This window comes from Chelatococcus caeni (assembly GCF_014196925.1).
GTDB classification, from domain to species: Bacteria; Pseudomonadota; Alphaproteobacteria; order Rhizobiales; family Beijerinckiaceae; genus Chelatococcus_A; species Chelatococcus_A caeni.
The window spans coordinates 44,001-67,852 of sequence record NZ_JACIEN010000010.1 but is presented as its reverse complement, the minus strand read 5'-3'; the positions used below and the strand labels follow the sequence as shown (position 1 = coordinate 67,852).

General features: G+C 69.2%; 26 protein-coding genes. 21 read left to right on the top strand and 5 right to left on the bottom strand.

Annotated features, from left to right (window positions below):
• Positions 1 to 504 precede the first annotated feature (504 nt).
• Positions 505 to 2,628 carry a peptidoglycan DD-metalloendopeptidase family protein gene (locus tag GGR16_RS26555; RefSeq protein WP_183318821.1) on the top strand — a complete coding sequence of 708 codons (2,124 nt, stop codon included), beginning with the start codon at positions 505 to 507 and terminating at the stop codon, positions 2,626 to 2,628.
• 97 nt (positions 2,629 to 2,725) lie between these two features.
• On the top strand, positions 2,726 to 3,643 hold the full coding sequence (locus tag GGR16_RS24970) for an AEC family transporter (RefSeq protein WP_019402187.1): 918 nt from the start codon (positions 2,726 to 2,728) through the stop codon (positions 3,641 to 3,643).
• Positions 3,644 to 3,660: 17 nt separating this feature from the next.
• Here the strand turns inward: GGR16_RS24970 and gluQRS are convergent, their stop codons facing one another.
• A complete protein-coding gene (gene gluQRS / locus GGR16_RS24965) occupies positions 3,661 to 4,572 on the bottom strand; it encodes a tRNA glutamyl-Q(34) synthetase GluQRS (RefSeq protein ID WP_183318819.1) in 912 nt (303 codons plus the stop codon).
• Positions 4,573 to 4,612: 40 nt separating this feature from the next.
• On the opposite strand from gluQRS, the gene GGR16_RS24960 reads away from it, so the two are divergent.
• Together GGR16_RS24960 and GGR16_RS24955 are read left to right on the top strand one after the other, a co-directional pair.
• A complete protein-coding gene (locus GGR16_RS24960; protein WP_183318817.1) occupies positions 4,613 to 5,281 on the top strand; it encodes a DNA-3-methyladenine glycosylase family protein in 669 nt (222 codons plus the stop codon).
• 81 nt (positions 5,282 to 5,362) lie between these two features.
• Positions 5,363 to 6,046 carry an alpha/beta hydrolase gene (locus GGR16_RS24955; protein ID WP_183318815.1) on the top strand — a complete coding sequence of 228 codons (684 nt, stop codon included), beginning with the start codon at positions 5,363 to 5,365 and terminating at the stop codon, positions 6,044 to 6,046.
• Here the strand turns inward: GGR16_RS24955 and GGR16_RS24950 are convergent, their stop codons facing one another.
• Both GGR16_RS24950 and GGR16_RS24945 read right to left on the bottom strand, forming a co-directional pair.
• Positions 6,047 to 6,817: an HpcH/HpaI aldolase family protein gene (locus GGR16_RS24950; protein WP_026015132.1), complete on the bottom strand. Its 771-nt coding sequence runs from the start codon at positions 6,815 to 6,817 to the stop codon at positions 6,047 to 6,049.
• A gap of 34 nt (positions 6,818 to 6,851) precedes the next feature.
• Positions 6,852 to 7,172, bottom strand: a complete 321-nt coding sequence (locus GGR16_RS24945; protein WP_019402192.1) for a DUF1476 domain-containing protein — start codon at positions 7,170 to 7,172, stop codon at positions 6,852 to 6,854.
• 338 nt (positions 7,173 to 7,510) lie between these two features.
• Between GGR16_RS24945 and purC the strand changes: the two genes are divergently transcribed.
• The 3 genes from purC to purQ all read left to right on the top strand — a co-directional run bounded on the left by purC (position 7,511) and on the right by purQ (position 9,326).
• On the top strand, positions 7,511 to 8,305 hold the full coding sequence (gene purC / locus GGR16_RS24940) for a phosphoribosylaminoimidazolesuccinocarboxamide synthase (RefSeq protein WP_019402193.1): 795 nt from the start codon (positions 7,511 to 7,513) through the stop codon (positions 8,303 to 8,305).
• An 88-nt stretch (positions 8,306 to 8,393) separates the two neighbouring features.
• Complete coding sequence (purS, locus tag GGR16_RS24935) at positions 8,394 to 8,636, top strand: phosphoribosylformylglycinamidine synthase subunit PurS (protein WP_026015133.1); 243 nt, start codon at positions 8,394 to 8,396, stop codon at positions 8,634 to 8,636.
• Positions 8,637 to 8,642: 6 nt separating this feature from the next.
• On the top strand, positions 8,643 to 9,326 hold the full coding sequence (gene purQ, locus GGR16_RS24930) for a phosphoribosylformylglycinamidine synthase subunit PurQ (RefSeq protein WP_183318813.1): 684 nt from the start codon (positions 8,643 to 8,645) through the stop codon (positions 9,324 to 9,326).
• Between the two features lie 37 nt (positions 9,327 to 9,363).
• Here the strand turns inward: purQ and GGR16_RS24925 are convergent, their stop codons facing one another.
• Positions 9,364 to 9,786, bottom strand: coding sequence for a hypothetical protein (locus tag GGR16_RS24925; protein ID WP_183318811.1), 423 nt, complete (start codon positions 9,784 to 9,786; stop codon positions 9,364 to 9,366).
• Between the two features lie 190 nt (positions 9,787 to 9,976).
• Between GGR16_RS24925 and purL the strand changes: the two genes are divergently transcribed.
• The 4 genes from purL to GGR16_RS24905 all read left to right on the top strand — a co-directional run bounded on the left by purL (position 9,977) and on the right by GGR16_RS24905 (position 13,359).
• A complete protein-coding gene (purL, locus tag GGR16_RS24920; protein ID WP_183318809.1) occupies positions 9,977 to 12,190 on the top strand; it encodes a phosphoribosylformylglycinamidine synthase subunit PurL in 2,214 nt (737 codons plus the stop codon).
• 35 nt (positions 12,191 to 12,225) lie between these two features.
• Positions 12,226 to 12,462, top strand: coding sequence for a BolA family protein (locus GGR16_RS24915; RefSeq protein ID WP_026015134.1), 237 nt, complete (start codon positions 12,226 to 12,228; stop codon positions 12,460 to 12,462).
• A gap of 47 nt (positions 12,463 to 12,509) precedes the next feature.
• On the top strand, positions 12,510 to 12,851 hold the full coding sequence (grxD, locus tag GGR16_RS24910) for a Grx4 family monothiol glutaredoxin (protein WP_026015135.1): 342 nt from the start codon (positions 12,510 to 12,512) through the stop codon (positions 12,849 to 12,851).
• A 94-nt stretch (positions 12,852 to 12,945) separates the two neighbouring features.
• Entirely contained in the window at positions 12,946 to 13,359 is a 414-nt protein-coding gene (locus GGR16_RS24905; RefSeq protein WP_019402200.1) for a hypothetical protein, read from the top strand.
• On the opposite strand, the gene tlpA is transcribed toward GGR16_RS24905, so the two are convergent.
• A complete protein-coding gene (gene tlpA / locus GGR16_RS24900; RefSeq protein ID WP_183318808.1) occupies positions 13,356 to 14,006 on the bottom strand; it encodes a thiol:disulfide interchange protein TlpA in 651 nt (216 codons plus the stop codon). The genes GGR16_RS24905 and tlpA overlap by 4 nt on opposite strands.
• A 211-nt stretch (positions 14,007 to 14,217) precedes the next feature.
• On the opposite strand from tlpA, the gene lptM reads away from it, so the two are divergent.
• The 10 genes from lptM to GGR16_RS24850 all read left to right on the top strand — a co-directional run bounded on the left by lptM (position 14,218) and on the right by GGR16_RS24850 (position 23,768).
• Entirely contained in the window at positions 14,218 to 14,460 is a 243-nt protein-coding gene (gene lptM, locus GGR16_RS26340; RefSeq protein ID WP_245258888.1) for an LPS translocon maturation chaperone LptM, read from the top strand.
• A 31-nt stretch (positions 14,461 to 14,491) separates the two neighbouring features.
• On the top strand, positions 14,492 to 15,769 hold the full coding sequence (gene lysA / locus GGR16_RS24890) for a diaminopimelate decarboxylase (protein WP_183318806.1): 1,278 nt from the start codon (positions 14,492 to 14,494) through the stop codon (positions 15,767 to 15,769).
• 125 nt (positions 15,770 to 15,894) lie between these two features.
• Positions 15,895 to 18,408 (top strand): TIGR02302 family protein, encoded by a 2,514-nt coding sequence (locus tag GGR16_RS24885; RefSeq protein WP_183318804.1) that lies wholly within the window; start codon positions 15,895 to 15,897, stop codon positions 18,406 to 18,408.
• 103 nt (positions 18,409 to 18,511) lie between these two features.
• Positions 18,512 to 18,697 (top strand): twin transmembrane helix small protein, encoded by a 186-nt coding sequence (locus tag GGR16_RS24880; RefSeq protein ID WP_019402206.1) that lies wholly within the window; start codon positions 18,512 to 18,514, stop codon positions 18,695 to 18,697.
• A gap of 203 nt (positions 18,698 to 18,900) precedes the next feature.
• Positions 18,901 to 19,512: an acyloxyacyl hydrolase gene (locus tag GGR16_RS24875; RefSeq protein WP_019402207.1), complete on the top strand. Its 612-nt coding sequence runs from the start codon at positions 18,901 to 18,903 to the stop codon at positions 19,510 to 19,512.
• Positions 19,513 to 19,518: 6 nt separating this feature from the next.
• Positions 19,519 to 20,097 (top strand): cob(I)yrinic acid a,c-diamide adenosyltransferase, encoded by a 579-nt coding sequence (locus GGR16_RS24870; RefSeq protein ID WP_019402208.1) that lies wholly within the window; start codon positions 19,519 to 19,521, stop codon positions 20,095 to 20,097.
• Between the two features lie 52 nt (positions 20,098 to 20,149).
• A complete protein-coding gene (locus tag GGR16_RS24865; RefSeq protein ID WP_019402209.1) occupies positions 20,150 to 20,863 on the top strand; it encodes a rhomboid family intramembrane serine protease in 714 nt (237 codons plus the stop codon).
• Between the two features lie 156 nt (positions 20,864 to 21,019).
• The gene (locus GGR16_RS24860; protein ID WP_019402210.1) at positions 21,020 to 21,769 is read left to right on the top strand and encodes an electron transfer flavoprotein subunit beta/FixA family protein; all 750 of its coding nucleotides are present in this window, start codon (positions 21,020 to 21,022) and stop codon (positions 21,767 to 21,769) included.
• A 1-nt stretch (position 21,770) separates the two neighbouring features.
• Positions 21,771 to 22,715 (top strand): electron transfer flavoprotein subunit alpha/FixB family protein, encoded by a 945-nt coding sequence (locus tag GGR16_RS24855; RefSeq protein WP_183318802.1) that lies wholly within the window; start codon positions 21,771 to 21,773, stop codon positions 22,713 to 22,715.
• Positions 22,716 to 22,886: 171 nt separating this feature from the next.
• Entirely contained in the window at positions 22,887 to 23,768 is an 882-nt protein-coding gene (locus GGR16_RS24850; protein WP_026015138.1) for a 3-hydroxybutyryl-CoA dehydrogenase, read from the top strand.
• Positions 23,769 to 23,852: the final 84 nt, after the last annotated feature.

The following is a 23,852-nucleotide window of genomic DNA, read 5'->3' as shown; positions in this document are numbered from 1 at the left end:
ACCAGAACACCCCGAAAGGCACTCCAGTCAGCCAGGCCGCAAAAATACCGCCGCCTACGCTTCTCTTCCTCTCTCTACAATGTCAAAGAGCGATGCATCCAGTGATGCCGCCGCAACCTCAGGAGCACAAGCATCCATCCCGACCGTGGCCGGGTGGATGAACCCGTCTTTCAGAGGAAGCGGTTGGCGCCGCTCGCCGTCAGCGGCAGCGCCGTTGTGGGGCTTATATAGGTCGGGTCGATTTCCCCTGTCAACACGGCCCATGAATTTTTTTTGACGGCCGCCACCCGCCCCCTGGGGATAAGTCGCCACACGCCTTGCCTGCCCTCGCCTCGCCGGCCCGCCGCACTTCGACCATACTGTCTGCGCAAACAGGCGACGCAGCTGCCTCTTGCAACAGCGGCGCTTTGCAGGTTCCGGTTGATTTGCCGGTTCGTCACCGGCAAAAGACGGACTGCAGGTTGAACGCAGACGCGTTCGCCGGCCGGCGGCAAGAAGCTTCTGGTGCCAGGGGACGAACACGAGAGCATGAAGATCGACCACATGCCCGAGGGCAGCGGAGCCTTCCTGTCGCCTACGGCCGCCGCCCAGCCGCGGACGCCCGTACGCGTCGAAGGTGCGCGACGCGAGCGCCCGATCGTGCTGGTCGACCTCGGCCACGAGCCGCCCATCGACCCCGAGGGCCAGACCTCGCCGCACGGCGACCGCCGCAGCTTCAGCCTGCGCTGGCTCGCCGCCAGCATCCTCACCGGTGTCAGCGGCGCCGCCCTCCTCGGCGCAGCCATCTATATAACGCTGCAGGGCGACACCATCTTCGCGCAGTTGCCCGAGCGGGCACGCGAGATCGTCCGCGGGACCGACGAGAGCCCCGCGGGCGAAAGCCGGATCGTCAAGGGCGACAAGCTCGTGCGCACCGAGCTCTTCGTCGCCGCCAAGCAGACCATCAAGGCGCCGATGACCATGCGGGTGGGCGACCGCGAGGTGATCAAGGTCAGGCCCTTCCTGCGCCTTGCCACCAATCTGTCGCAGACGGCAGGCGTCTATGCCTCCGATGTCCCGCCCTTCAACCCGCTCAAGCTCTATGCCGAGGGAGAGGAGGCGCCCGAGCGCCTCGCCGAGGTGGAGCCGGCCCCCTCCGACGCCGACGCGGACGTCTCCTTCGTGCGCCGGGATCTCGACGACATCGGCATCGACACCGATGCGCCGGGCCTGAGCGACGAGGAGGCCCTCGCGCAGCTGGCCGAGGAGCAGCGCCTGACCGTCAGCGTCCGCAGCGAGCCGTCGCTGACCGCACCGGCCCAGCTGATGCTGTCGCGCACCCTGCGCCACGTGGCGCTGGCGAGTCCCGCCCTTGCCTATGCCAATCCGATCGACGCCCCGTTCAAGGAGCTCGACATCCGCGTCGTGCCCGAGAACGTCACGATCGTCGAAAGGCAGAGCGCGGGCGATGGCTCCGCCGCGACCGACGAGAAGATCATCGCCGTGCGGAAGGGCGACAAGCTGGCCGACATCCTCGCCGCGGAGGGCGCCGACCAGGAGCAGGTGGCGGCCATTCTCGCCGCGCTCGGGAGCGAAGTGGTCAAGGCCCTGCGCGAAGGCCAGAACGTGCGCCTGCTCCTTGCGCCGAATGCCGACGGCAGCGGCCCGCGCCGCATCGTGCGTGTCATGATCCTCGATTCCCAGTCGATCGCCGCGATCGCCGCCCTCGACGACAGGGGCCGCTTCGTCCCGGTGTCGCTGCCGCAGGAGGAGTTCGCCACCGCCTCGGCCGAGACGGGCGAGGAGACCGACGAGGAAGGCGAGGACGATACCGGCGGGCGCGGTGCGCGCGGCGCCCGTCTCTACGAGAGCCTCTACGAGACGGCACAGAAGAACGGCATCGCGCGCTCCGTGGTGCAGGACCTCATCCGCATCTTCGCCTATGACGTCGATTTCCAGCGCCGCGTCGGATCGAGCGACTCGATCGAGCTGTTCATGGCCGACGACGACGGCACGGCCGGCGGGGATGTCCTGTTTGCCGCACTCACGGTCGGCGGCGAGCGGCGGGCGGTCTACCGCTACCAGTCGCCGCAGGACAACGCGATCGACTATTTCGACCAGGACGGACGCTCGCTGAAGAAGTTCCTGCTGCGCAAGCCGATCACCGACGGCATCATGCGCTCGGGCTTCGGTTCCCGGCGCCACCCGATCCTCGGCTATTCCAAGATGCACACGGGCGTCGACTGGGCGAACCGCTCCGGTACGCCCATCCTCGCCGCCGGCGATGGCGTCGTGATCAAGGCCGGCTGGAGCTCCGGCTATGGCCGGCGCATCGAGATCCAGCACGCCAACGGCTATGTCACCACCTATTCGCACCAGTCGGGCTTCGCCCGCGGCATCCAGGAAGGCAGCCGGGTGCGCCAGGGCCAGGTCATCGGCTATGTCGGCAACACGGGCCTGTCGACCGGGGCGCACCTGCACTACGAGGTGCTGGTCAACGGCCACTTCGTCAATCCGATGAAGATCAAGGTGCCGCGCGGCCGCGAGCTGGAGGGCACGGCGCTCGCCGAGTTCCGCCGCCAGCGCGACCAGATCCGCGAGCTGCGCGGCCGGGCCGAGACGGGCGTGCAGATGGCCGAGGGCGGCTGAGCCGCTCCGGCGCCCGCATGGCAGCCCTGCGCCTGCGCGCCTAGCCCGTCCGGCGCCCCCGCTCCAAGGTCGCGCAGCTTCTCCGACCGGTCAGGCCATGCTCTCCGTCTTCCTGCTCGTCTTGCCGATCTTCGGGCTCATCGCCGTCGGCTTCCTCGCCCGCTTCATCGGCCTGCTCAACGACCGCACCGGCGAAGGCCTGTCGGATTTCGTCTATGCCCTCGCCATTCCCTGCCTGATCTTCCGCACCCTGGCGAAGGCCACCCTGCCGGAGGTGCAGCCCTGGGGCTACTGGCTCGCCTATTTCGGCGGCGTCGCCGTCGTGTGGGTGCTCGCCACCGTCATCGCGCGCCGCCTGTTCGGCGTCACGGAGACGGAGGGGGCCGTCGCCGGCTTCTCGGCGGCGCAGTCGAACACCGTGCTCGTCGGCATCCCGCTCATCCTCGAGGCCTATGGCGACGAGGGCGCCGTTCCGCTCTTCCTGCTGATCGCCATCCACCTGCCCATCATGATGACGATCGCCACCATCCTCGTCGAAGGGCGCGGCACTTCGCCGCTGACCATCGCGCGGCGGCTGATCACCCATCCCATCGTCATCGCGGTCATCCTCGGCTCGCTGGCGAGGCTCCTACCGGGCGGGCTGCCCGACGTCGCCTGGGCCCTCATCAACCCCATCGCCGAGGCGGCCGTGCCCTGCGCGCTCATCGCCATGGGCGTCGCGCTGCGGCGCTACGGCTTCGGCGAAGGCATCGGCCTCGCGAGCACGATCACGGTGCTCAAGCTCCTGGTGCACCCTTTCATCGTTTATGTGCTGGCGCTGCACGTCTTCCAGATTCCGCCGACCTGGGCGGGCGTCGCCGTGCTGTTCGCCGCCTCGCCCTCCGGCATCAACGCCTATCTCCTCGCCGAGCGCTATCGCTGCGGCATTGCCATCGCCTCCGGCTCCATCGCCATGTCGACGGGCTTCGCGCTGGCGAGCACGATCCTGTGGCTCACGGTGCTCGGCGCCGGCTAAAGCCCGGTTTTCAGAGCTCAGAGAGGGAAGCCGAGGCGCTGCCTGATCTCGTCCGCGCCCACCCCTGCCGCCCTGAGATCGCGCAGGGCCGGCGAGCCGCGGCTCTTGGCGAGCTTGAGGCCGGCCTCGTCGACAACGAGGTCGTGGTGGTGGTAGCGCGGCGCCGGCAGGCCGAGCAGCGCCTGCAGGAGGCGGTGCACATCGGTCGCCGCCTCGAGGTCGCGTCCGCGCACGACATGCGTCACGCCCTGCAGCGCGTCGTCGACGACCACCGACAGGTGATAGCTTGTCGGCACCTCCTTGCGCGCGAGCACCACGTCGCCCCAGCGCGCGGGATCGGCGGAGACGACCCGCTCGCCACCGTCGGGATCGAAGGCGACGAAGGTCAGGTCGCGACCGGATGCTGCAAGGCGGCCCAGGGCCCCCGCCATGTCGAGCCGCAGGGCGTGCGGTTCGCCGGCGGCGAGACGGCGGGCGACCTCACCGGCCTGCAGCCGCCGGGCGAGGCCGGGATAGAGCGGCGCCCCATCGGGATCGCGCGGCCAGGGCCGGCCCTCGGTGCGCTCCCGTTCGGCAATGGCCGTCCGGATCTCCTGGCGGCTGGCGAAACACGGATAGACGAGGCCCATCTCGCGCAGCTTCGCCAGCGCCGCCCCGTAGTCGTCCATGTGATCCGACTGGCGGCGCACCGGCTCCTCCCATGCAAGGCCGAGCCAGGCGAGGTCCTCGTAGATGGCCTGCTCGAACTCCGGGCGGCAGCGCGTCGGGTCGATGTCCTCGATGCGCAGCAGCAGGCGCCCGCCCAGCCGGCGGGCGAGCGCCGCGTTGAGCAGCGCCGAATAGGCGTGCCCGAGGTGGAGGAAGCCATTGGGGCTCGGCGCAAAGCGCAAAACGGGTGTCGTCTTCGCCCCCACTGCCGCATGCGTCATGATGAAACGACCACGATTCGAATCATGCCGAGGTTATCCGATGCCGCGCATCATCGACGGCGAGACGGCGCTCGACCATGCCCTCACCGGCCTCATCGCCGCCGACCCGCTGATCGGCGAGCTGGTCGAGGCCGGCGCGCGGCCGCCGCTGCGCCTGCGCGATCCGGGCTTTGCCGGGCTCGCCGGCATCATCGTCGCCCAGCAGGTGTCCGTCGCCAGCGCCAATGCCATCTGGGCGCGGGTCACGGCGCGCTTCGACCCGCTCGAGTCCCTCGCCTTCCTCGCTGCAAGCGATGCGGATCTGCGCGCCTGCGGGCTCTCGCTCCCGAAGATGCGCGGCCTGCGCGCCGTCGCCCTCGCCATCGCCGAAGGGCATCTGCCGATCGAGGCGCTCGGCGCGATGGCGCCGGACGAGGCCATCGCCACGCTCACGGCGGTGAAGGGCATCGGCCCGTGGACCGCGGAGATCTACCTCCTCTTCTGCCTCGGTCATCCCGACATCTTCCCGGCCGGCGACCTCGCCTTGCAGGAGGCCGCGCGCCTTGCGCTCGCGCTCGACGAGCGCCCGCGCGAGAAGGCGCTGCGCGCCATCGCCGAGGAACGCTGGCAACCCTTCCGCGGTGTCGCCGCACGGGTGCTGTGGGCCTATTACCGCATCGCGCGCCAGGGCCGCGAGGGTGCGCCGGTGCTCGGCGCCGACGCTACGTGAGCCGACGCGAATCGCTCGACCGTGCCGGCACGATTCGCTAATCAGCGGGAAATGCCACCACGAGCCGCACGGGACGACGACATGGACCAGCGAACGATAGATGGGCCGCGCCTTGCCGCGCGATCGGGCACCGCGCGCCAGCTCGTCGTCTTCCTGCACGGCTACGGCGCGGACGGCAACGACCTCATCGACATCGGCCGCCAGTGGCAGCGCTGGCTGCCGGACGCGGCCTTCGTCTCCCCGCACGCGCCGGAGCCCTGCGGCATGTCGCCCATGGGGCGGCAGTGGTTTCCCCTCACCTTCCGCGATCCGGACGAGCGCTGGCGCGGCGTCAATCATGCCGGGCCCGGCCTCGACGCCTTCCTCGATGCCGAGCTGGCGCGGCACAGGCTGAGCGAGGACCAGCTCGCCCTCGTCGGCTTCAGCCAGGGCACCATGATGGCATTGCACGTGGGCCTCAGGCGGCGCAAAGCGCCGGCCGCGATCGTCGGCTATTCCGGCATGCTGGTGGGGCCGAGCGGCGCGGCGCCCGAGGAAATGCGGGAGGAGATCCGCGCCCGGCCGCCGGTGCTGCTGGTGCACGGCGATGCCGACGAGGTCATCCCGGTCGAGGCGCTGTTCTTTTCGTCGCAGGCCCTGTCGAGCCTCGAGGTACCGGCCGAGTGGCATCTGTCGCCCGGCATCGGGCACGGCATCGACGGCGAGGGGCTGCGCCAGGGCGGCCTGTTCCTCGCGCGCGCCTTCGGCCTGCCCTACCCGGCCTGATCAGCGCCCGACAGCCGCGAGCGCCGCCTGCGCGCCCTGGCGCAGGAAGACCGTGTCGCTGCCGATGGCGGAGACGACGATGCCCTTGCGCGCGAAGGCCGCCGCGCGCTCCGGCGAGCCCGCATAGGCCCAGACCGCCTTGCCGGCCGCCTTGGCGCGGGCAAGCACGTGGTCGATCGCTTCGTCGACGGCCGCCGATTCCGGCTCGAGCTCACGCCCGCCGCTGAGGGCAATCGACAGGTCGGACGGGCCGATGAAGACGGCATCGATGCCCTCGACCGCGAGGATGTCGTCGAGCGCGTCGAGCGCCGCCCGCGTCTCGATCATCGCCACCGCGCCGGTGAGACCGTTGGCGCGGGCGAGATAGTCCTTCGGCGCCAGACCCGACAGCGCGAGCGCCGCATGCGGCCCCCAGCTGCGCTCGCCGAGCGGCGGGAACTTGGCGAAGGCCGCAAAGGCCCGCGCATCGGCGGCGGAATTCACCATCGGCGCGATGACGGCGGCGGCGCCGGCGTCGAGCATGCGCGAGGTCGCCTGGAAATCGCCGACGGGGATGCGCACGACCGCCGGCTTGCCGGCGCCGGCGACGAGCTGGATGCCGCGGATGGCGGCGTCGATGTCGACGGCGCCGTGCTGCATGTCCAGCGTGACGAGGTCGAAGGCCTCACGGGCGAGCACGGCGGCGACCGCCGGTTCCCGGCTGCCGACCCAGGCGGAGAACAGCGGCTCGCCGGCAGCGAGCCGGCTGGCGAAATCCCCATGGATCGACATGGCGTCCCCCCACAAGTCGGCAGCAGCGGCGGCCTTACTGGCCTTTGACTTCCTCGATGGCCTGGGCCATCAGCTCGGTCATGGTGCGACGGATCTGGTGGTCGGACTGGCCGACGCCGGCGGCGTCGAAATCGGCCCGCACCTTGCGGAAGACATCGTCGTCGCCCGCTTCCTCGAAATCGGCGAGAACAACGCTCTTGGCATAGGCCTCGGCGTCCGGCCCGGACTTGCCGAGCTGCTGCGCCGCCCAGAGCCCGAGCAGCTTGTTGCGCCGGGCCGTCGCCTTGAAGCGCAGCTCCTCGTCGTGCGCAAACTTCTTCTCGAAGGCCTCTTCGCGCTTGTCGAAGGTCGTCATCGGGCTCAACTCTCCCTCATGCGGTCGCTCAGGCGGCGATATAGATGGCACGACGCTGAAGCGCCAGCCCAAATCGGGCTCAAATCGCGCCTCCTCCACTTTCCTTCCATCAGACACCGGACGGTGCTCGCTTGCAACGCATGCGGCAACGCCCCACATGAAGGTGAGTGATGGCCCATGGCGCGTCCGCAACGCGGGCGCAGTCGTTGTGCTTCAGTGCGCAATCGGCTAGGTTGCGCCTCGCGGGCGAGGGCTATGTCCGCAAGCACAAAGAGCCTCGAACCGGTCCCCGCCCGCTTCGAGCCGCGGACCTTTTGTATGGAGCCACGGCACCCCCGATGGACTTTCTCAAAACACGGTATACGCCGATGAACCGTCGCCGTCGTATCTACGAGGGCAAGGCAAAGGTGCTCTACGAGGGCCCCGAGCCGGGCACGCTCATTCAACACTTCAAGGATGATGCGACCGCATTCAACGCCAAGAAGCACGAGATTATCGACGGCAAGGGCGTTCTGAACAACCGCATCTCGGAATACATCTTCCAGAACCTCAACGACATCGGCGTGCCGACGCACTTCATCCGTCGGTTGAACATGCGCGAGCAGCTGATCCGCGAGGTCGAGATCATCCCGCTCGAGGTGGTGGTGCGCAACGTCGCCGCGGGCTCGCTGTCGCAGCGCCTCGGCATCGAGGAAGGCACGCAGCTGCCGCGCTCGATCATCGAGTTCTACTACAAGAACGATGCGCTCAATGACCCGATGGTCTCGGAAGAGCACATCACCGCCTTCGGCTGGGCGACGCCGCAGGAGATCGACGACATCATGGCGCTCGCCATCCGTGTCAACGACTTCCTCTCCGGCCTCTTCCTCGGCGTCGGCATCCGCCTCGTCGACTTCAAGATGGAGACGGGCCGCATGTGGGAAGGCGACATGATGCGCATCGTCGTCGCCGACGAGATCTCGCCCGACTCCTGCCGCCTGTGGGACATCAAGTCGAACGACAAGATGGACAAGGACCGCTTCCGCAAGGACATGGGCGGCCTGATCGAGGCCTATTCGGAAGTCGCCCGCCGTCTCGGCATCCTTACCGAGAACGAGCGGCCCGGCCACGGCGGCCCGCGTCTGGTGCAGTGACGCGCTAGAAGTTGCCGCAAGGCGCGATTTTGATTAAGCGGGGGCCGTTGGCCCCCGTTTCCATTTCCCCGTGCCGGAGACCTGAACCATGAAAGCCCGCGTGACCGTGACCCTCAAGCAAGGCGTGCTCGACCCGCAGGGCAAGGCCATCGAAGGCGGCCTCAAGTCCCTCGGCATCGAGGGCATCGGCACGGTGCGCCAGGGCAAGGTCTTCGACATCGAGGTGGAGAGCGCGGACAAGGCGAAGGCCGAGAGCGTGCTGCGCGACGCCTGCGAGCGCCTGCTCGCCAACACCGTCATCGAGAACTACCGCATCGAGCTCGCGGAGTAAGCGGCGATGAAAGCGGCCGTCATCACCTTCCCCGGCTCCAACCGCGACGGCGACGTGGCGCGCGCCTTGAGACAGGCCGGCGCCACGGTCGTCTCCGCCTGGCACGCCGACCACGACCTGCCGGCGGGCACCGATCTTGCCGTGCTGCCGGGCGGCTTCTCCTACGGCGACTATCTGCGCTGCGGCGCGATCGCCAGCCGGGCGCCGATCATGGACGCGGTCCGTGCGCATGCGGGGCGCGGCGGGCTCGTGCTCGGCATCTGCAACGGCTTCCAGATCCTGTGCGAATCCGGCCTCCTGCCGGGCGTGCTGATGCGCAACGCCGACCTGCACTTCATCTGCCGGCGCCAGCACCTCAAGGTGGCGCGCGCGGACACGGCCTTCACCAACCGCTACCATGTCGGCCAGGTCATCGACGTCTGCATCGCCCATGGCGAGGGCAACTACGTCTGCGACGAGGAGACGCTGCACGAGCTGGAATCGGAGGGGCGCGTCGCCTTCCGCTATTGCGACGCGGCGGGCAACGTCTCGCGCGCGGCGAACCCCAACGGCTCGCTCAACGACATCGCCGGCGTGTTCTCGGAGGATCTCAACGTCCTCGGCATGATGCCGCACCCCGAGAACCTCATCGACGACCTCGTCGGCGGTGTGGACGGGCGCGGCCTGTTCGAAAGCCTCGCCGCCGCGTGACCCGCGGCGGCCGCGGCCCGGGTTACATCGCCCAGGCTTACATTGCCCAGGACACGCGCGTCGCAGCCGTGACCGGCATGGTCTCGTAGCGGAAGAGGCCCAGCACGCCCGTCTCGACACGGCCCGCGGCCGAGACGGTGAGGGTGCGCGTCGCCAGATCCTTCTCGACCGTGACCTGTTCCACCCAGGTCACGCCGAGGCCGTAGAAATTCGCCCTGAAGATCTGGCCGGCCCGGCGCTCCAGGGCCAGTTGGTCGAGCTCCCCCGCCTCGTGGACCAATTGCCGGGCCGTGGCGTCGAGGACGCTCTGCATGTCGAAGCGCACGTTGGCGGCGCGGGCATATTCGGCCACGAGCCCGCAGGGCGCGAGCAGGAGCACGGGCCACAGGATGCGCGCCGCTGCAAGCAGCGTGTCGGCGCGCTTGCGCAGACCATCCGAAAAGCTTCCAATCCATCCCATGGCCATTCGATCCGCTCCCCACGCACTACTGTTGGTGAACGGATCGCGAATTCCGTGCCGCTGCCGCTGTGCCAAAATGGTGCGCCGGAGGCGGCCGCGGACCTTTTCGCCGTCGCGGCGATTGCCTCGGCGGGGCTGAAAGGCTATGGCCGGGCGAGCGCTTTTCGACCGAGCCCAAGCGGAAACCGAGATGATCCCGAACGAGCCAAAGATCACGCCCGAACTCGTCGCCGAGCACGGCCTGAAGCCCGACGAATACGAGCGTTTCGTGGCCCTCATCGGCCGCGAGCCGACGATCACCGAGCTCGGCATCGTCTCGGCGATGTGGAACGAGCACTGCTCCTACAAGTCCTCACGCCTGCACCTGAAGACGCTGCCGACCAAGGCGCCGTGGGTCATCCAGGGCCCGGGCGAGAACGCCGGCGTCATCGACATCGGCGACGGGCTCGCCTGCGTCTTCAAGATGGAGAGCCACAACCACCCGTCCTACATCGAGCCCTACCAGGGCGCGACGACAGGTGTGGGCGGCATCCTGCGCGACGTCTTCACCATGGGCGCGCGGCCTGTCGCCGCGCTCAACGCCCTGCGCTTCGGCTCTCCCGACCACCCGAAGACCCACCATCTCGTCGCCGGCGTCGTGGCCGGCATCGGCGGCTACGGCAATTCCTTCGGCGTGCCGACCGTCGGCGGCTCGGTGGGCTTCCACTCGCGCTACGACGGCAACATCCTCGTCAATGCCATGGCGGTCGGCATCGCCAAGGCGGACGAGATCTTCTACGCCAAGGCGACCGGCGTCGGTAACCCGATCGTCTATCTCGGCTCGAAGACGGGCCGTGACGGCATCCACGGCGCCACCATGGCCTCGGCCGAGTTCGACGAGAATTCCGAGGAGAAGCGCCCGACCGTGCAGGTCGGCGATCCCTTCGCCGAAAAGCTGCTGCTCGAGGCCTGCCTCGAGCTGATGGCCTCGGGCTCCGTCATCGCCATCCAGGACATGGGCGCGGCCGGCCTCACCTGCTCGGCCGTCGAGATGGGCGCCAAGGGCGACCTCGGCATCGAGCTCGACCTCGACGCCGTGCCCTGCCGCGAGGAAGGCATGAGCGCCTACGAGATGATGCTGTCGGAGAGCCAGGAGCGCATGCTCATGGTGCTCGACCCCGACAAGCACGACATCGCCGAGGCCATCTTCCGCAAGTGGGGGCTCGATTTCGCCGTCATCGGCAAGACGACGGACACCCTGCGCTTCGTCGTCAGGCACAAGGGCGAGGTGATGGCCGACCTGCCGATCAAGGAGCTCGGCGACGAGGCGCCGCTCTATGACCGTCCGCATATCCAGAACGCCTTCGAGCCCGTGCTGCCGCCCGAGACGGTGGCGGCTCCGATGGCGAACGGCGAGGCGCTCGTCAAGCTCGTCGGCACGCCGGACCTCTCGTCCAAGCGCTGGGTGTGGGAGCAGTACGACCACCTCATCCTTGGCAACACGGTGCAGACGCCGGGCGGCGACGCCGCCATCGTGCGCGTCGGCGACGGGCCGAAGGGCCTCGCCATGACGACGGACGTGACGCCGCGCTATTGCGAGGCGGATCCTGTCGAGGGCGGCAAGCAGGCGGTGGCGGAAGCCTGGCGCAACATCACGGCGGTCGGCGGCCTGCCGCTCGCCGTCACCGACAACCTCAATTTCGGCAACCCGGAGAAGCCGGACGTGATGGGCCAGTTCGTCGGCTGCATCCGCGGCATCGGCGAGGCCTGCCGGGCGCTCGACTTCCCGGTCGTCTCCGGCAACGTCTCGCTCTACAACGAGACGCAGGGGCGCTCCATCCTGCCCACGCCGACCATCGGCGGTGTCGGCCTCCTCGACGACGTCAGGGTGCATGCCACCGTCGCCTTCAAGGGCGTGGGCGAGACCCTCATCCTCATCGGCGAGACGAAGGGCTGGCTCGGCCAGTCGCTCTACCTGCGCGACATCTGCGGGCGCGAAGCGGGCGCGCCGCCGCCGGTCGACCTCGCCGTCGAGAAGCGGAACGGCGATTTCGTACGCCACCTCATCCGCGCCGGACGCGTCAGGACCGTGCACGACTGCTCCGACGGCGGCCTCGCGGTGGCGCTCGCCGAGATGGCGATGGCGAGCGGCATCGGCTGCACGGTGGATACCGTGCCGGAGGGCCTCTCCGCCCACGCCTTCCTCTTCGGAGAGGACCAGGCGCGCTACGTCCTCGCCGTGCCGGCGCACGAGGCCGAGGCGGTCCTCGCCAGGGCGGCGGAGGCCGGCGTGCCGGCCCTGCCCGTCGGCCTCACCGGCGGCGAGGCGTTGACCCTGCCGGGCGAGGCGCCCATATCTCTGGAACGCCTCAAAACGGCGCATGAATCATGGCTGCCGGACTACATGGCGGGTCAAATCGCCTGAACTGGCACGGCGGGACAAGGGAAGGGGCTGCGGCAATGGCAATGGACGCGCACGAGATCGAAGAGCTGATCAAGGCGCATCTTCCCGATGCGACGGTGGAGATTCGCGATCTCGCCGGCGATGGTGACCACTACGCCGCGACGGTGATCTCGCCGTCGTTCAAGGGCAAGAGCCGCGTGCAGCAGCACCAGATGGTCTATGCCGCGCTGCAAGGCCGCATGGGCGGGGCGCTCCACGCCCTTGCATTGACGACGGCCGCACCCGACAATTGATGCCGAACCGCGGGTCGACGGACGAGCCCCGCGAACAGGGAAAGATCATGAGCAACGCCCACGCTTTCATCGACAACGAGGTCAAGACCAACGACGTCGTGCTCTTCATGAAGGGCACCCCGCAGTTCCCCATGTGCGGGTTCTCCGGCCAGGTCGTGCAGATCCTCGATTACCTCGGCGTGCCCTACAAGGGCGTCAACGTGCTCGAGGACGACGGCATCCGCCAGGGCATCAAGGACTATTCCAGCTGGCCGACGATCCCGCAGCTCTACGTGAAGGGCGAGTTCGTCGGCGGCTGCGACATCGTGCGCGAGATGTTCCAGTCGGGCGAGCTGCAGGGCCACTTCAGCGACAAGGGCATCGCGGTGCGCGTGCCCGAGAAGGGCTGACGCGCGGCATAGCGAAACGCAACGGGGCACGTCGCACAGCGGCGTGCCCTTTTTCATGTGCCTTTTCCCTGGCTACGACGCGACGGAGGTGCACATGCCGAAAAGTGCAGCGCTTCCTGCGGCCCTTCTGCTGGCCTTGGCCGCCGCGCCGGGAAGCCTCGCCCGGGACAAGGGCGAGAGCCCCTTCGCCGCGGCCGATGCGCCGCCGGCGAAACCGGCCGCTTGCCACGAGATCCGCGACCTCATCCGCGACGCGCCCGATCCGGAGGAGACGGCCCGCATCGACTTCGGAGCCGTCGGGCCGCTGTCGCTCGTCGAGCATGACGGGGCGCTGGCCTATCTCGGCATCTGCACGGAGCCGGACGTCCGGGTGCTCTGCGTCACCTATTCCACCAACGGCATGCAGCCGGGCGAGGTCGTCGCCGTGACGGGCGGCTACCAGCGGGCGGACGAGGACCTCGTCATCCTCGATCCCTGCCTCGCGGCACGCCCCGGCGAAGGCGGCTAGCGGCCGAGCGCTGCCTTGATCAAGGCCACCGCGTCGTCCGAATGCCACTCGGCCGGGCCGGCGAGTTCGGCAACGGCACAGCCCTCCGGCCCGACGACGAGCGTCGTCGGCATGCCGAAGGCCTTGCCGGCGGACTTGAGCTCCTGGAAGATCTTCGCTTCCGGGTCCCGATAATGGGCGAGGCGCGTGATGCCGGCGTCCTTCAGCCAGGCCTGCGGCTTCTCAGGGTCGCGCGTGTCGATATTGACGGCGACGACCTCGAAATCGGCGCCGCCGAGGTCGGCCTCGAGGGCGTCGAGCGCCGGCATCTCCTGGCGGCACGGCGCGCACCAGGTGGCCCAGAGATTGAGAAGGACGGTGCGGCCCTTGAAATCGGCCAGCGTCAGGCGCTTGCCGTCCGGCCCGTCGAAGGCGAGTGCCGGCAGGGCCTGCGGGGTCGACGGCACCTTCACGGCCGCCACTTCGCCCTTGGCGAGCGGGCGCAGCCGGTCGAGCGTCGCCTGCGCCATCTCGCACTGGGCGGCTGCAGCGTCGTTGCCGCCGACGAGCCGGCCCGTCGTGAGGGCAAGCCCCACCCCGAGGACCGCGGCCCCGAGGACGGCTACGACGAACAGCGGCCGGCGGATGAGCGGCGTGGTCTCGGCCATGGGTCTGTCACCTCTCCTCAATCACCTCATGGGCGCATTAGTGCGCGCCGGCGGCGAAATCCAGACCGTCGCCGCTCACGAAGACGTGGCCGATGGGCGCAGGTGGCGGATCGCGCCTTCGGCCGCGCGACAGTACCATCGCCGGCGTTTGGGGCTCGCGCTTCGCGATCCTTCCGCTATAGTGCGCGCCGTTTTCCCGGAGAATGCCTTCGTGCCGTCACCGCTGCCCACCGTCCGTTCCCTTGCCGTCGTCCTCGCCGTCGCGCTTGCGCTTGCCGCCTGCGGCCGACGCGGCGCGCTCGAACTGCCGCCGGACCCGAACGCCCCGGCGCAGGAGGAGAAGACCTCGACCGGCGGTGCGAGCCTGACGCCCTCACCCGTCGGCACGCCGAGGAAACAGCCGGTCGCGCAGCCGCGTCCCAACGAGCCCTTCTTCCTCGACGCCATCCTTTGAAAGAGCGGCCGCTTCGGCGGCCCGTCCGGCCATGCACCACTTCTCCTACCGTGACGACGTTCTCCATGCCGAGGACGTCGACCTCACCCGTCTCGCCGCCGAGGTCGGGACGCCGTTCTACTGCTATTCCACCGAGACGCTGAGCCGGCACTACCGCGTCTTCGCGGAGGCTTTCGCCGGCGAGAAGGCACTCGTCTGCTACGCCGTGAAGGCCAATTCGAATCAGGCGGTGCTCAGGACGCTCGCCGATCTCGGCGCCGGCATGGACATCGTTTCGGCCGGCGAACTCGCCCGCGCGCTCGCGGCCGGCGTGCCGGCGCACAAGATCGTCTTCTCCGGCGTCGCGAAGACGAAGGAGGAGATGGCGACGGCGCTCGACGCCGGCATCCTGTGCTTCAACCTCGAATCGGAGCCGGAGCTCGAGGCCCTGTCCGAAGTGGCGCAGTCGCGCGGCCAGGTCGCGCCCATCTCGGTGCGCGTCAATCCGGACGTCGACGCGAAGACCCACGCCAAGATCTCGACCGGCAAGTCCGAGAACAAGTTCGGCATCCCGATCTCCCGCGCACGGGAAGTCTATGCCCATGCCGCCGCCCTGCCCGGCATCGCCGTGCGCGGGGTGGACATGCATATCGGCAGCCAGATCACAGATCTTGCCCCGTTCGACAACGCAGCAGCCCTGCTCGCCGAGCTGGCGCGCGACCTGATGGCGGCGGGCCACAAGCTGCACCACATCGACTTCGGCGGCGGCCTCGGCATTCCCTATCGCCACGACGATCCGCCGCCGCCGGATCCGAAGGCCTATGCCGAGGTCATCACCCGCCACACCAGGGGCCTCGGCCTCGAGCTCGTCTTCGAGATCGGCCGCATGATCGCCGGCAACGCCGGCATCCTCGTGACGCGCGTGGTCTACGTGAAGCACGGCGAGGGCAAGACCTTCGTCATCGTCGACGCCGGCATGAACGACCTCATCCGGCCGACCCTCTACGAGGCGCACCACGACATCATCCCGGTGGTGCAGGCCCCAGATGCGGGACAGATCAAGGCCGACGTCGTCGGGCCGGTGTGCGAGAGCGGCGACTACCTCGCCCTCGGGCGCCGGATGCCGGAGGTGAAGGCGGGCGACCTCATCGCCGTCATGACGGCGGGGGCCTACGGGGCGGTGCAGGCCACCACCTACAATACCCGCCCGCTGGTGCCGGAGGTGCTGGTGCGGGGTGGCGATGCCGCCGTCGTGCGGCCGCGCCCGAGCGTCGCGGAGATGATCGCCCTCGACCGAATCCCCGGCTGGCTCAACCACAAATCGGCGTGAGACGGGGTTCTCGTCGCGCCCGGGCATGTTAACCTTCGTGCCGGTGGGGGCATTGTGCCGGAGACGGCGCGTGGAGAACCCGCATGAGCGAAAGCCCGGCACGAGTGCCCGCACGTGCACGGCCCATGATCGATGAACGGCTCCGCGCGCTGACGACGCGCGCCCGGCTGGTCCTGTGGTGGGAAGCGCTGTGGCCCGCCCTGTGGTGGCCGCTCGGCACCGTCATCGTCTTCCTCATCCTGTCGCTCCTCGGCCTCTGGGACATGCTGCCCACGGGCGCGCGGCCCTACGGGGTCGGCCTTGCCGCCCTGGTGCTGCTTGCCTCGCTCGTCCCGCTCTTGCGCATCTCCCCGCCGACGCGGCAGCGCGCGCTCGCCCGCATCGACCGCGATTCGCCGGCGCCGCACCGGCCCGCCGCAGCGCTCGCCGACAGCCTCGCCGGCACGCCGAGCGACCCCGGCACCCTCGCCCTGTGGGACGCGCACCGGCAGCGCGCCGCTGCGGCGATCGATTCGATGCGCGTCGCGCCGCCGCGCCCGGGCATGGCGGCGCGCGACCCCTTCGCCGTGCGCGGCAGCCTCATCGTCGTGCTCGCGGCGGCGCTCATCGCCGCAGGCTCGGACGTCGTGCCGCGCCTGACGACCGCCTTCGACTGGCAGACGCCGCAGGGTACCGGCCCGGCCTTCCGCATCGACGGCTGGATCGACCCGCCGCACTACACGCGCCTGCCGCCGCTGTTGCTCGACCTGCGCGGCGGCGACGTGCGCCAGGCCAAGGCGCCCGTCGGCAGCACGGTCGTGGTGCGGGCGGCCGGCAGTGCCGACCTTTCCGTCTCCGCCGGCCGTGGCCTGGCGAGCGTCGAGAAGCCGGCCGGGGGCGCACCCGCCGGGCTCACCGAGCATCGCTTCACGGTAAAGGCGGACGACGAACTCGTGGTCTCGTCGCAGGCGGGCACCAGCCGGGTGGTCATCGAGGCGACGCCGGACATGGTGCCGACGGTCGCCTTCTCCGGCGAGCCGCAGAACAATTCGCGCGGCAGCATCACCCTCACCTACCGCATGCGCGACGACTACGGCATCGACACCGCCGAGGCGCTCGTCGCGCCGCTCGGACGCGAGGGCGCACGTACGCTGGTGCCGCCGCCGCGCATCCCGCTCGCCCTGCCGATCGACCCGGCGGCGGACGAGGACACGCGCACCACGAACGATCTGTCCGCGAGCCCCTGGGCCGGCGCCACCGTGGCCATGACGCTGGTCGCCCGCGACCACGCGGGCCAGGAAGGACGCAGCGAGACGAAGACCGTCGTGCTACCGCAGCGGCCCTTCACCAAGCCGCTCGCCAAGGCGCTCGTCGAGCAGCGCCGCAACCTCGTGCTCGCGCCGGACGAGCGCAACCGGGTGCAGACGGCGCTCGATGCATTGCTCATCGCCCCGGAAGACTTCACGCCGGAGCTCGGGATCTATGTCGGCCTCGGCCTCGCCTCCACGCGCCTTGCTGCCGCCAAGAGCGACGAAGAGCTCCTCGACGTCGCCGAACTGCTGTGGGCAATGGCGCTGCAGATCGAGGACGGCGGCATGTCGCAGGCCGAGCGCGATCTTCGCGCCGCCCAAGAGGCGCTGCGCCAGGCGCTGGAGCGCGGGGCGGACGAGGAGGAGATCAGGCGCCTGACGGACGAACTGCGCCAGGCGATGAACAACTTCCTGCGCGAATTCGCCCAGCGCATGCAGCAGAATCCCGGACAGACCAACCAGGCGCGGCCGGACGCCAATGCGCGCACCGTGACGCCGCAGGACCTCGACAACCTCCTCAACCGGCTCGAGGAACTGGCCCGGCAGGGCGCCACGGCGGACGCGCAGCGCCTGCTCGACGAACTGCGCAATATCCTGGAGAACCTGCAGACCGCGCGGCCCAACCAGGGCGGCGACCAGTTCTCGCAGGAAATGAACCGCTCCCTCAACGAGCTCGACGAGATGATGCGCGACCAGCGCAACCTGCGCGACGACACCTATCGCCAGAGCGCGCCGTGGTCGCAGCAGAACAGGGGCGGACAGCGCCAGCGCGGCCAGCAGGGTCAGCGAGGCGAGAATCAGGGCCAGCAGGCGCAGCCGGGACAGGACGGCCAGCAGGGCGAGGACGGCCAGGGGCTCACCGACCGGCAGCAGGCGTTGCGCGAGCGGCTCGAGGAGTTGCGGCGCCGGATGCGCGACTTCGGCCTTGAGGACGAGCCCGGCTTCGGCGAGGCCGAGGAGGCGATGCGCGAGGCCGAAGGCCAGCTCGGCCAGGGGCAGAGCGGCGATGCCGTCGATGCCCAGGGACGGGCGCTCGATGCCCTGCAGCGCGGCGCGCAGGGCCTCGCCCAGCAGATGCAGGGCAACGGCCAGCCGCAGCAGGCCGACGGCTCCGACGGGCCGCCCCAGCAGGGCGCGACAGGCCCCGGCGGGCCGCGCAACGAGGATCCCCTCGGCCGGCCGACGCGCAATCGCGACTGGTCCGACGGCCGCGTGCGCATTCCGGGCGCGGACGAATCAGCGGCGGTGCGGGCACGGCGCATTCTCGACGAACTGCGCCGGCGGCTCGGCGATCCGACGCGGCCGGGCGAGGAAATCGACTATCTGGAGCGCCTCCTGCGTCGCAATTGACCGACGAAGGCCGATCCCGGACGCAGCGGCGAGACGATCGGTCGCTGCGCCTTGCCGCGCGGGCGGGGTTGGAGGCGGCGCAAGGGAGCTCTAAAGCACAGACATGACCGCCAATACACTCGTCTCCGTGGCCGTCGGCATCGTCGCCGTGGTCCTCGTCCTCGGGCTCTTCAACATGCTGCGCGGGGGCAGCCCCGAGCGCTCGCAGCGCCTGATGCGCCTGCGGGTGCTGCTGCAGTTTCTCGCCATCATCATCATCATGCTCGTCGTGTGGATGCGCGGCTTCTGACGGCGACCGCAGCAGATCTGCAACACTGGCGTAAGACTTTGCTAACCATGTCCGGTTCAGGGTTGCCCGGCGATCAGCTCCGCTTTATGCCATTTCATCACGATCAGGCATGCCTCTGAGCGGGAGGGGTGCTGGTTCGCTCCTCGCTGGCAGGCTCCGTCCCGGGTCGCCTGTCATTTCTGGCATTCGCGACGTTGGTGCCGATGATCCTGCTCCGCTCCATTCGGGCTGCTCTTCTCCTGCCGGCCGTGTTCCTCTGGGGCCTTCCGGCGCAGGCCGCCGATCTCCTCGAGCCGCCCGCCCCGGCCATCTACCAGGCTCCGGATACGTCCCACAGCCTGTCGAGCTTCGTCTCGCAGCTGCGGCTCGGCGTGCTCGCGCACGACCCGGGCGGCAAGGAGGACGGCTCGGTCGACATCATGGGCGAGATCGTCTTTGCCAAGCCCTGGTCGAATCCCGATCCGCTCATCGACATGCTGCTGCCCGCCTTCAACGCCGGCGTCAGCGTCAACACCGGCGGCAAGACGAGCTATGTCTTCGCCGGCCTCAACTGGCATGCCGACATCACGGACGCGCTGTTCATCGAACTCGATTTCGGCGGCGCCGTGCACAACGGCAAGGTGGGCGACGTGGTGCCGGACGGGCGCGACGCCCTCGGCTGCCGGTTCCTGTTCCGCGAGGCGGCGTCCATCGGCTATCGCTTCGACGCCAACTGGAGCGTGCTGGCCACCGTGGAGCATCTTTCCAACGGCGGGCTGTGCGACGACAATCGCGGCCTCACCAATGTCGGTGCGAAGCTGAGCTACCATTTCTGAGGGGCCATGGTCCGCCTCAACCGCATCTATACCCGCACCGGTGACGACGGCACCACGGGCCTCGCCACGGGCGCGCGGCGGCCGAAGTACGACCTCAGGGTCGAGGCCTACGGCACGGTGGACGAGGCGAACGCCTGCATCGGGCTCGCGCGGCTGCACACGGGCGCGGATGCCGAGCTCGATGCCATGCTCGCGCGCATCCAGAACGACCTGTTCGATCTCGGGGCCGATCTCTCGACGCCGGACGACGGCAAGCCGCTGCCCTACGAGCCGCTGCGCATCCTCGACGCGCAGGTGGCGCGGCTCGAAGGTGAGATCGACCAGCTGAACGCGCATCTGTCGCCGCTGCGCTCCTTCGTCCTGCCCGGCGGCAGCCCAGCGGCGGCGGCGCTGCACCTTGCCCGCACCGTCTGCCGGCGGGCCGAGCGCCAGGCGACCGCGCTCGCCGCGCGCGCGGACGAGCCGGTGACGCCGGCGGTCGTCAAATATCTCAACCGCCTGTCGGATTTCCTCTTCGTCGCCGCACGCTACGCCAACGACAAGGGCGCGGCGGACGTGCTATGGATACCCGGGCAGAACCGCTGAGCGTACCGGGAGCGGCGCTGCCGCCGATCGTCCCCGGGCCGGAGCGCTCCACATGTTTGTGCCGCTGCACGATGGCGTGCCGATGCGCAATCTCAGGGCGCCTTACGCCACCTATGCGCTCCTCGTCATCTGCATTCTCGGCTACCTGCTGATTCTCGCCGATCCTGACATCCTGCCGGCGGACTGGGCCATCGCCGGGCTCGGCGTCATTCCGGGCGTGCTCTTCGGCGCCCTTTCCCTGCCGGAGGGGCTGCCGCTCGTGCCGGAGCCGGCGACGCTGCTGACGAGCCTCTTCCTGCACGTCTCCTTCCTGCACCTCGCCGGCAACATGCTGTTCCTCTGGGTCTTCGGCGACAATGTCGAGGACGCGATGGGGCACGCCCGCTTCATCCTGTTCTTCCTCCTGTGCGGCACCGCGGCGGGCCTAGCGCATGCCTTCGCCGTCCCCGGCTCGGAACGGCCGCTCGTCGGCGCCTCGGGCGCGGTCTCGGGCGTCGTCGCGGCCTATCTCATCCTGCATCCGCGCGTCCGGCTGTGGGGCCTCTTCTTCGCGCGCATCCCGCTTCGGCTGCGGGCCTACTGGGCCATCGGCGTGTGGTTTGCCTTCCAGCTCTTCCAGGCCCTCACCGCGTCGGACGATTCGGTCGGCTGGTACGCGCATATCGGCGGCTTTGCGATGGGGGCCGTGCTGGTCGTCATGTTGCGCCGCCGCGACCAGCCGCTGCTCGGCATCGCCGACGGGCCGCGCGAGACCGGAGACGCCTAGCCGCTCGTCGGCGTTGACAAGCCCGAACGGCGCTCGTTACGGTCCCCCGCCACGCAAGTTGCCTGTTGATGCGGCAGGCGGTCGCGCAGCTTTGCTGCACCGCCACATGACGGCAGGGCGTCCCATGTCGGTCCTCGGTCGAAAGGACTCAAGTCGATGAAGATCCTGGTGCCCGTGAAGCGGGTCGTAGACTACAACGTCAAGATCCGCGTCAAGGCGGACGGCTCGGGTGTCGAGCTCGCCAATGTGAAGATGTCGATGAACCCCTTCGACGAGATCGCCGTCGAGGAGGCCATCCGCCTCAAGGAGGCGGGCAAGGCGAGCGAGATCGTCGTCGTGTCGATCGGCCCGCAGCAGGCGGCCGAGACCATCCGCACCGGCCTTGCCATGGGCGCCGACCGCGGCATCCTCGTCAAGACCGACGTCGCCACCGAGCCGCTCGGCGTCGCCAAGGTGCTGAAGAAGGTCATCGAGCAGGAAGCGCCCGGCCTCGTCATCATGGGCAAGCAGGCGATCGACGACGACGCCAACCAGACGGGCCAGATGCTCGCCGCCCTCCTCGGCTGGTCGCAGGGCACCTTCGCCTCCAAGGTCGTGATCGGCGACGGCTCCGTGGACGTGACGCGCGAGATCGACGGCGGCCTGCAGACGCTGACGCTGAAGCTGCCGGCCATCGTGACGACGGACCTGCGCCTCAACGAGCCGCGCTACGCTTCGCTGCCGAACATCATGAAGGCGAAGAAGAAGCCGATCGACGAGACGAGCCCCGAGACGCTCGGCGTCGACGTGTCGCCGCGCCTCAAGGTGCTGAAGACGGCGGAGCCGCCCGTGCGCCAGGCCGGCGTCAAGGTGGGCTCGGTCGCCGAGCTCGTGCAGAAACTCAAGGACGAGGCGGGAGTTCTCTAAGATGACGACGCTGCTTCTCGCCAAGCACGACAACAAGACCCTCAACGACGCCACCGCCAAGGCGCTCACCGCGGCCAAGGCGCTCGGCGGGCCGGTGCACGTCCTCGTCGCCGGCGCCGGCTGCGGCGCCGTGGCCGAGGCTGCCGCCAAGCTCGAGGGCGTCGAGAAGGTGCTTCTCGCCGATGCGCCGCTCTACGAGCACCGCCTCGCCGAGCCGCTCGCCGACCTCATCGTGTCGCTCGCGGGCGGCTATGACGCCCTCGTCGCGCCCGGCACGACGACGGGCAAGAACGTCATGCCCCGCGTCGCGGCCCTCCTCGACGTCATGCAGGTGTCGGAGATCACCAAGGTCGTCTCGCCGAACACGTTCGAGCGGCCGATCTATGCCGGCAACGCCATCCAGACGGTCGAGACGAGCGAGGCCAAGAAGGTCATCACCGTGCGCACCGCCGCCTTCCAGGCCGCCGGCCAGGGCGGCTCGGCGCCGGTCGAGCAGGTCGCCGCCGGGCAGGATCCGGCCCTCTCCTCGTTCAAGGGCGAGGAACTGTCGAAGTCCGACCGTCCCGAGCTCGCCTCCGCCAAGATCATCATCTCCGGCGGGCGCGCCCTCGGCTCGGCCGAGAACTTCACCAAGGTGATCGAGCCCATCGCCGACAAGCTGGGCGCCGCCATGGGCGCCTCGCGCGCGGCGGTCGACGCCGGCTACGCGCCGAACGACTGGCAGGTGGGCCAGACCGGCAAGGTGGTGGCGCCGGAACTCTACATCGCCGTCGGCATCTCGGGGGCTATCCAGCACCTCGCCGGCATGAAGGATTCCAAGGTCATCGTCGCCATCAACAAGGACGAGGAAGCGCCCATCTTCCAGGTGGCGGATTACGGCCTCGTCGCCGACCTCTTCACCGCCCTGCCCGAACTCGGCGAGGAGCTCGCGAAGATCGGCCGCTGACGCGCGCGCCACGGCAACCGCCGCGAGCGGTTTCCGTGGCGTTCGCCCCGGAGAGTGATTAAAACAGAGCGCGGGACAGCCCCCGGCTGCCGCGCTTGACGGCTTTGGAGAGCCGCCACGCGCGCCGGCCGGCGAAAGTCGGCAGGTATCGACAGGGATGGATTGGACTTCATGTCTCAGCGGATCCGGACAGTAGGCATCATCGGCGCAGGGCAGATGGGCAACGGCATCGCCCATGTCTGCGCGCTCGCCGGTTACGACGTCGCGCTCAACGACTTGAGCGAGGAGCGCATCAACGCCGGGCTTGCGACCATCAACGGCAATCTCTCCCGCCAGGAATCGAAAGGCCAGATCACCGAGGCCGAGAAGCAGAAGGCGCTGGCGCACATCACGCCGGCCCTCACCTACGAGGCCCTCGCCCGCTGCGACATCGTCATCGAGGCGGCGACGGAGAACGAGGAGACGAAGCGCAAGATCTTCGAGGCGCTCTGTCCCGCCCTGCCGCCTGAAACCATCATCGGCACCAACACCTCATCCATCTCCATCACCCGCCTCGCCTCCACGACCGACCGGCCGGAGCGCTTCATCGGCATTCATTTCATGAATCCCGTGCCGGTGATGCAGCTCGTCGAGATCATCCGCGGCATCGCCACCGAGGACCCGACCTTCGAGGCCACGAAGGCGTTCGTCGCCAATCTCGGCAAGACGGCCACGCTGGCCGAGGATTTCCCGGCCTTCATCGTCAACCGCATCCTTTTGCCGATGATCAACGAGGCGATCTACACCCTCTACGAGGGCGTGGGTTCGGTCGAATCGATCGACACCGCCATGCGCCTCGGCGCCAATCATCCGATGGGGCCGCTGCAGCTCGCCGACTTCATCGGCCTCGACACCTGCCTGTCGATCATGCAGGTGCTCTACGACGGCCTGGCCGATTCGAAGTACCGCCCCTGCCCGCTCCTCGTGAAATATGTCGAGGCCGGCTGGCTCGGCCGCAAGACGAAGCGCGGCTTCTACGACTATCGGGGCGAACACCCGGTTCCGACCCGCTGAGGGTGGCCCGCCAAGGCGCGGCTGCGGCAATGACGCAGCCCCTTGCCTCCATCTTGGCGCTTCACAAGCCCGTCACACGGTTTA

What these genes read in the sequence shown, in the direction of transcription:
- GGR16_RS24970 (WP_019402187.1), top strand. Translation starts at nt 2,726, where the DNA reads ATGCTCTCCGTCTTCCTGCTCGTCTTGCCGATCTTCGGGCTCATCGCC.
- gluQRS (WP_183318819.1), bottom strand. Translation starts at nt 4,572, where the DNA reads ATGACGCATGCGGCAGTGGGGGCGAAGACGACACCCGTTTTGCGCTTT.
- GGR16_RS24960 (WP_183318817.1), top strand. Translation starts at nt 4,613, where the DNA reads ATGCCGCGCATCATCGACGGCGAGACGGCGCTCGACCATGCCCTCACC.
- GGR16_RS24955 (WP_183318815.1), top strand. Translation starts at nt 5,363, where the DNA reads ATGGACCAGCGAACGATAGATGGGCCGCGCCTTGCCGCGCGATCGGGC.
- GGR16_RS24950 (WP_026015132.1), bottom strand. Translation starts at nt 6,817, where the DNA reads ATGTCGATCCATGGGGATTTCGCCAGCCGGCTCGCTGCCGGCGAGCCG.
- GGR16_RS24945 (WP_019402192.1), bottom strand. Translation starts at nt 7,172, where the DNA reads ATGACGACCTTCGACAAGCGCGAAGAGGCCTTCGAGAAGAAGTTTGCG.
- purC (WP_019402193.1), top strand. Translation starts at nt 7,511, where the DNA reads ATGGACTTTCTCAAAACACGGTATACGCCGATGAACCGTCGCCGTCGT.
- purS (WP_026015133.1), top strand. Translation starts at nt 8,394, where the DNA reads ATGAAAGCCCGCGTGACCGTGACCCTCAAGCAAGGCGTGCTCGACCCG.
- purQ (WP_183318813.1), top strand. Translation starts at nt 8,643, where the DNA reads ATGAAAGCGGCCGTCATCACCTTCCCCGGCTCCAACCGCGACGGCGAC.
- GGR16_RS24925 (WP_183318811.1), bottom strand. Translation starts at nt 9,786, where the DNA reads ATGGGATGGATTGGAAGCTTTTCGGATGGTCTGCGCAAGCGCGCCGAC.
- purL (WP_183318809.1), top strand. Translation starts at nt 9,977, where the DNA reads ATGATCCCGAACGAGCCAAAGATCACGCCCGAACTCGTCGCCGAGCAC.
- GGR16_RS24915 (WP_026015134.1), top strand. Translation starts at nt 12,226, where the DNA reads ATGGCAATGGACGCGCACGAGATCGAAGAGCTGATCAAGGCGCATCTT.
- grxD (WP_026015135.1), top strand. Translation starts at nt 12,510, where the DNA reads ATGAGCAACGCCCACGCTTTCATCGACAACGAGGTCAAGACCAACGAC.
- GGR16_RS24905 (WP_019402200.1), top strand. Translation starts at nt 12,946, where the DNA reads ATGCCGAAAAGTGCAGCGCTTCCTGCGGCCCTTCTGCTGGCCTTGGCC.
- tlpA (WP_183318808.1), bottom strand. Translation starts at nt 14,006, where the DNA reads ATGGCCGAGACCACGCCGCTCATCCGCCGGCCGCTGTTCGTCGTAGCC.
- lysA (WP_183318806.1), top strand. Translation starts at nt 14,492, where the DNA reads ATGCACCACTTCTCCTACCGTGACGACGTTCTCCATGCCGAGGACGTC.
- GGR16_RS24885 (WP_183318804.1), top strand. Translation starts at nt 15,895, where the DNA reads ATGATCGATGAACGGCTCCGCGCGCTGACGACGCGCGCCCGGCTGGTC.
- GGR16_RS24880 (WP_019402206.1), top strand. Translation starts at nt 18,512, where the DNA reads ATGACCGCCAATACACTCGTCTCCGTGGCCGTCGGCATCGTCGCCGTG.
- GGR16_RS24875 (WP_019402207.1), top strand. Translation starts at nt 18,901, where the DNA reads ATGATCCTGCTCCGCTCCATTCGGGCTGCTCTTCTCCTGCCGGCCGTG.
- GGR16_RS24870 (WP_019402208.1), top strand. Translation starts at nt 19,519, where the DNA reads ATGGTCCGCCTCAACCGCATCTATACCCGCACCGGTGACGACGGCACC.
- GGR16_RS24865 (WP_019402209.1), top strand. Translation starts at nt 20,150, where the DNA reads ATGTTTGTGCCGCTGCACGATGGCGTGCCGATGCGCAATCTCAGGGCG.
- GGR16_RS24860 (WP_019402210.1), top strand. Translation starts at nt 21,020, where the DNA reads ATGAAGATCCTGGTGCCCGTGAAGCGGGTCGTAGACTACAACGTCAAG.
- GGR16_RS24855 (WP_183318802.1), top strand. Translation starts at nt 21,771, where the DNA reads ATGACGACGCTGCTTCTCGCCAAGCACGACAACAAGACCCTCAACGAC.
- GGR16_RS24850 (WP_026015138.1), top strand. Translation starts at nt 22,887, where the DNA reads ATGTCTCAGCGGATCCGGACAGTAGGCATCATCGGCGCAGGGCAGATG.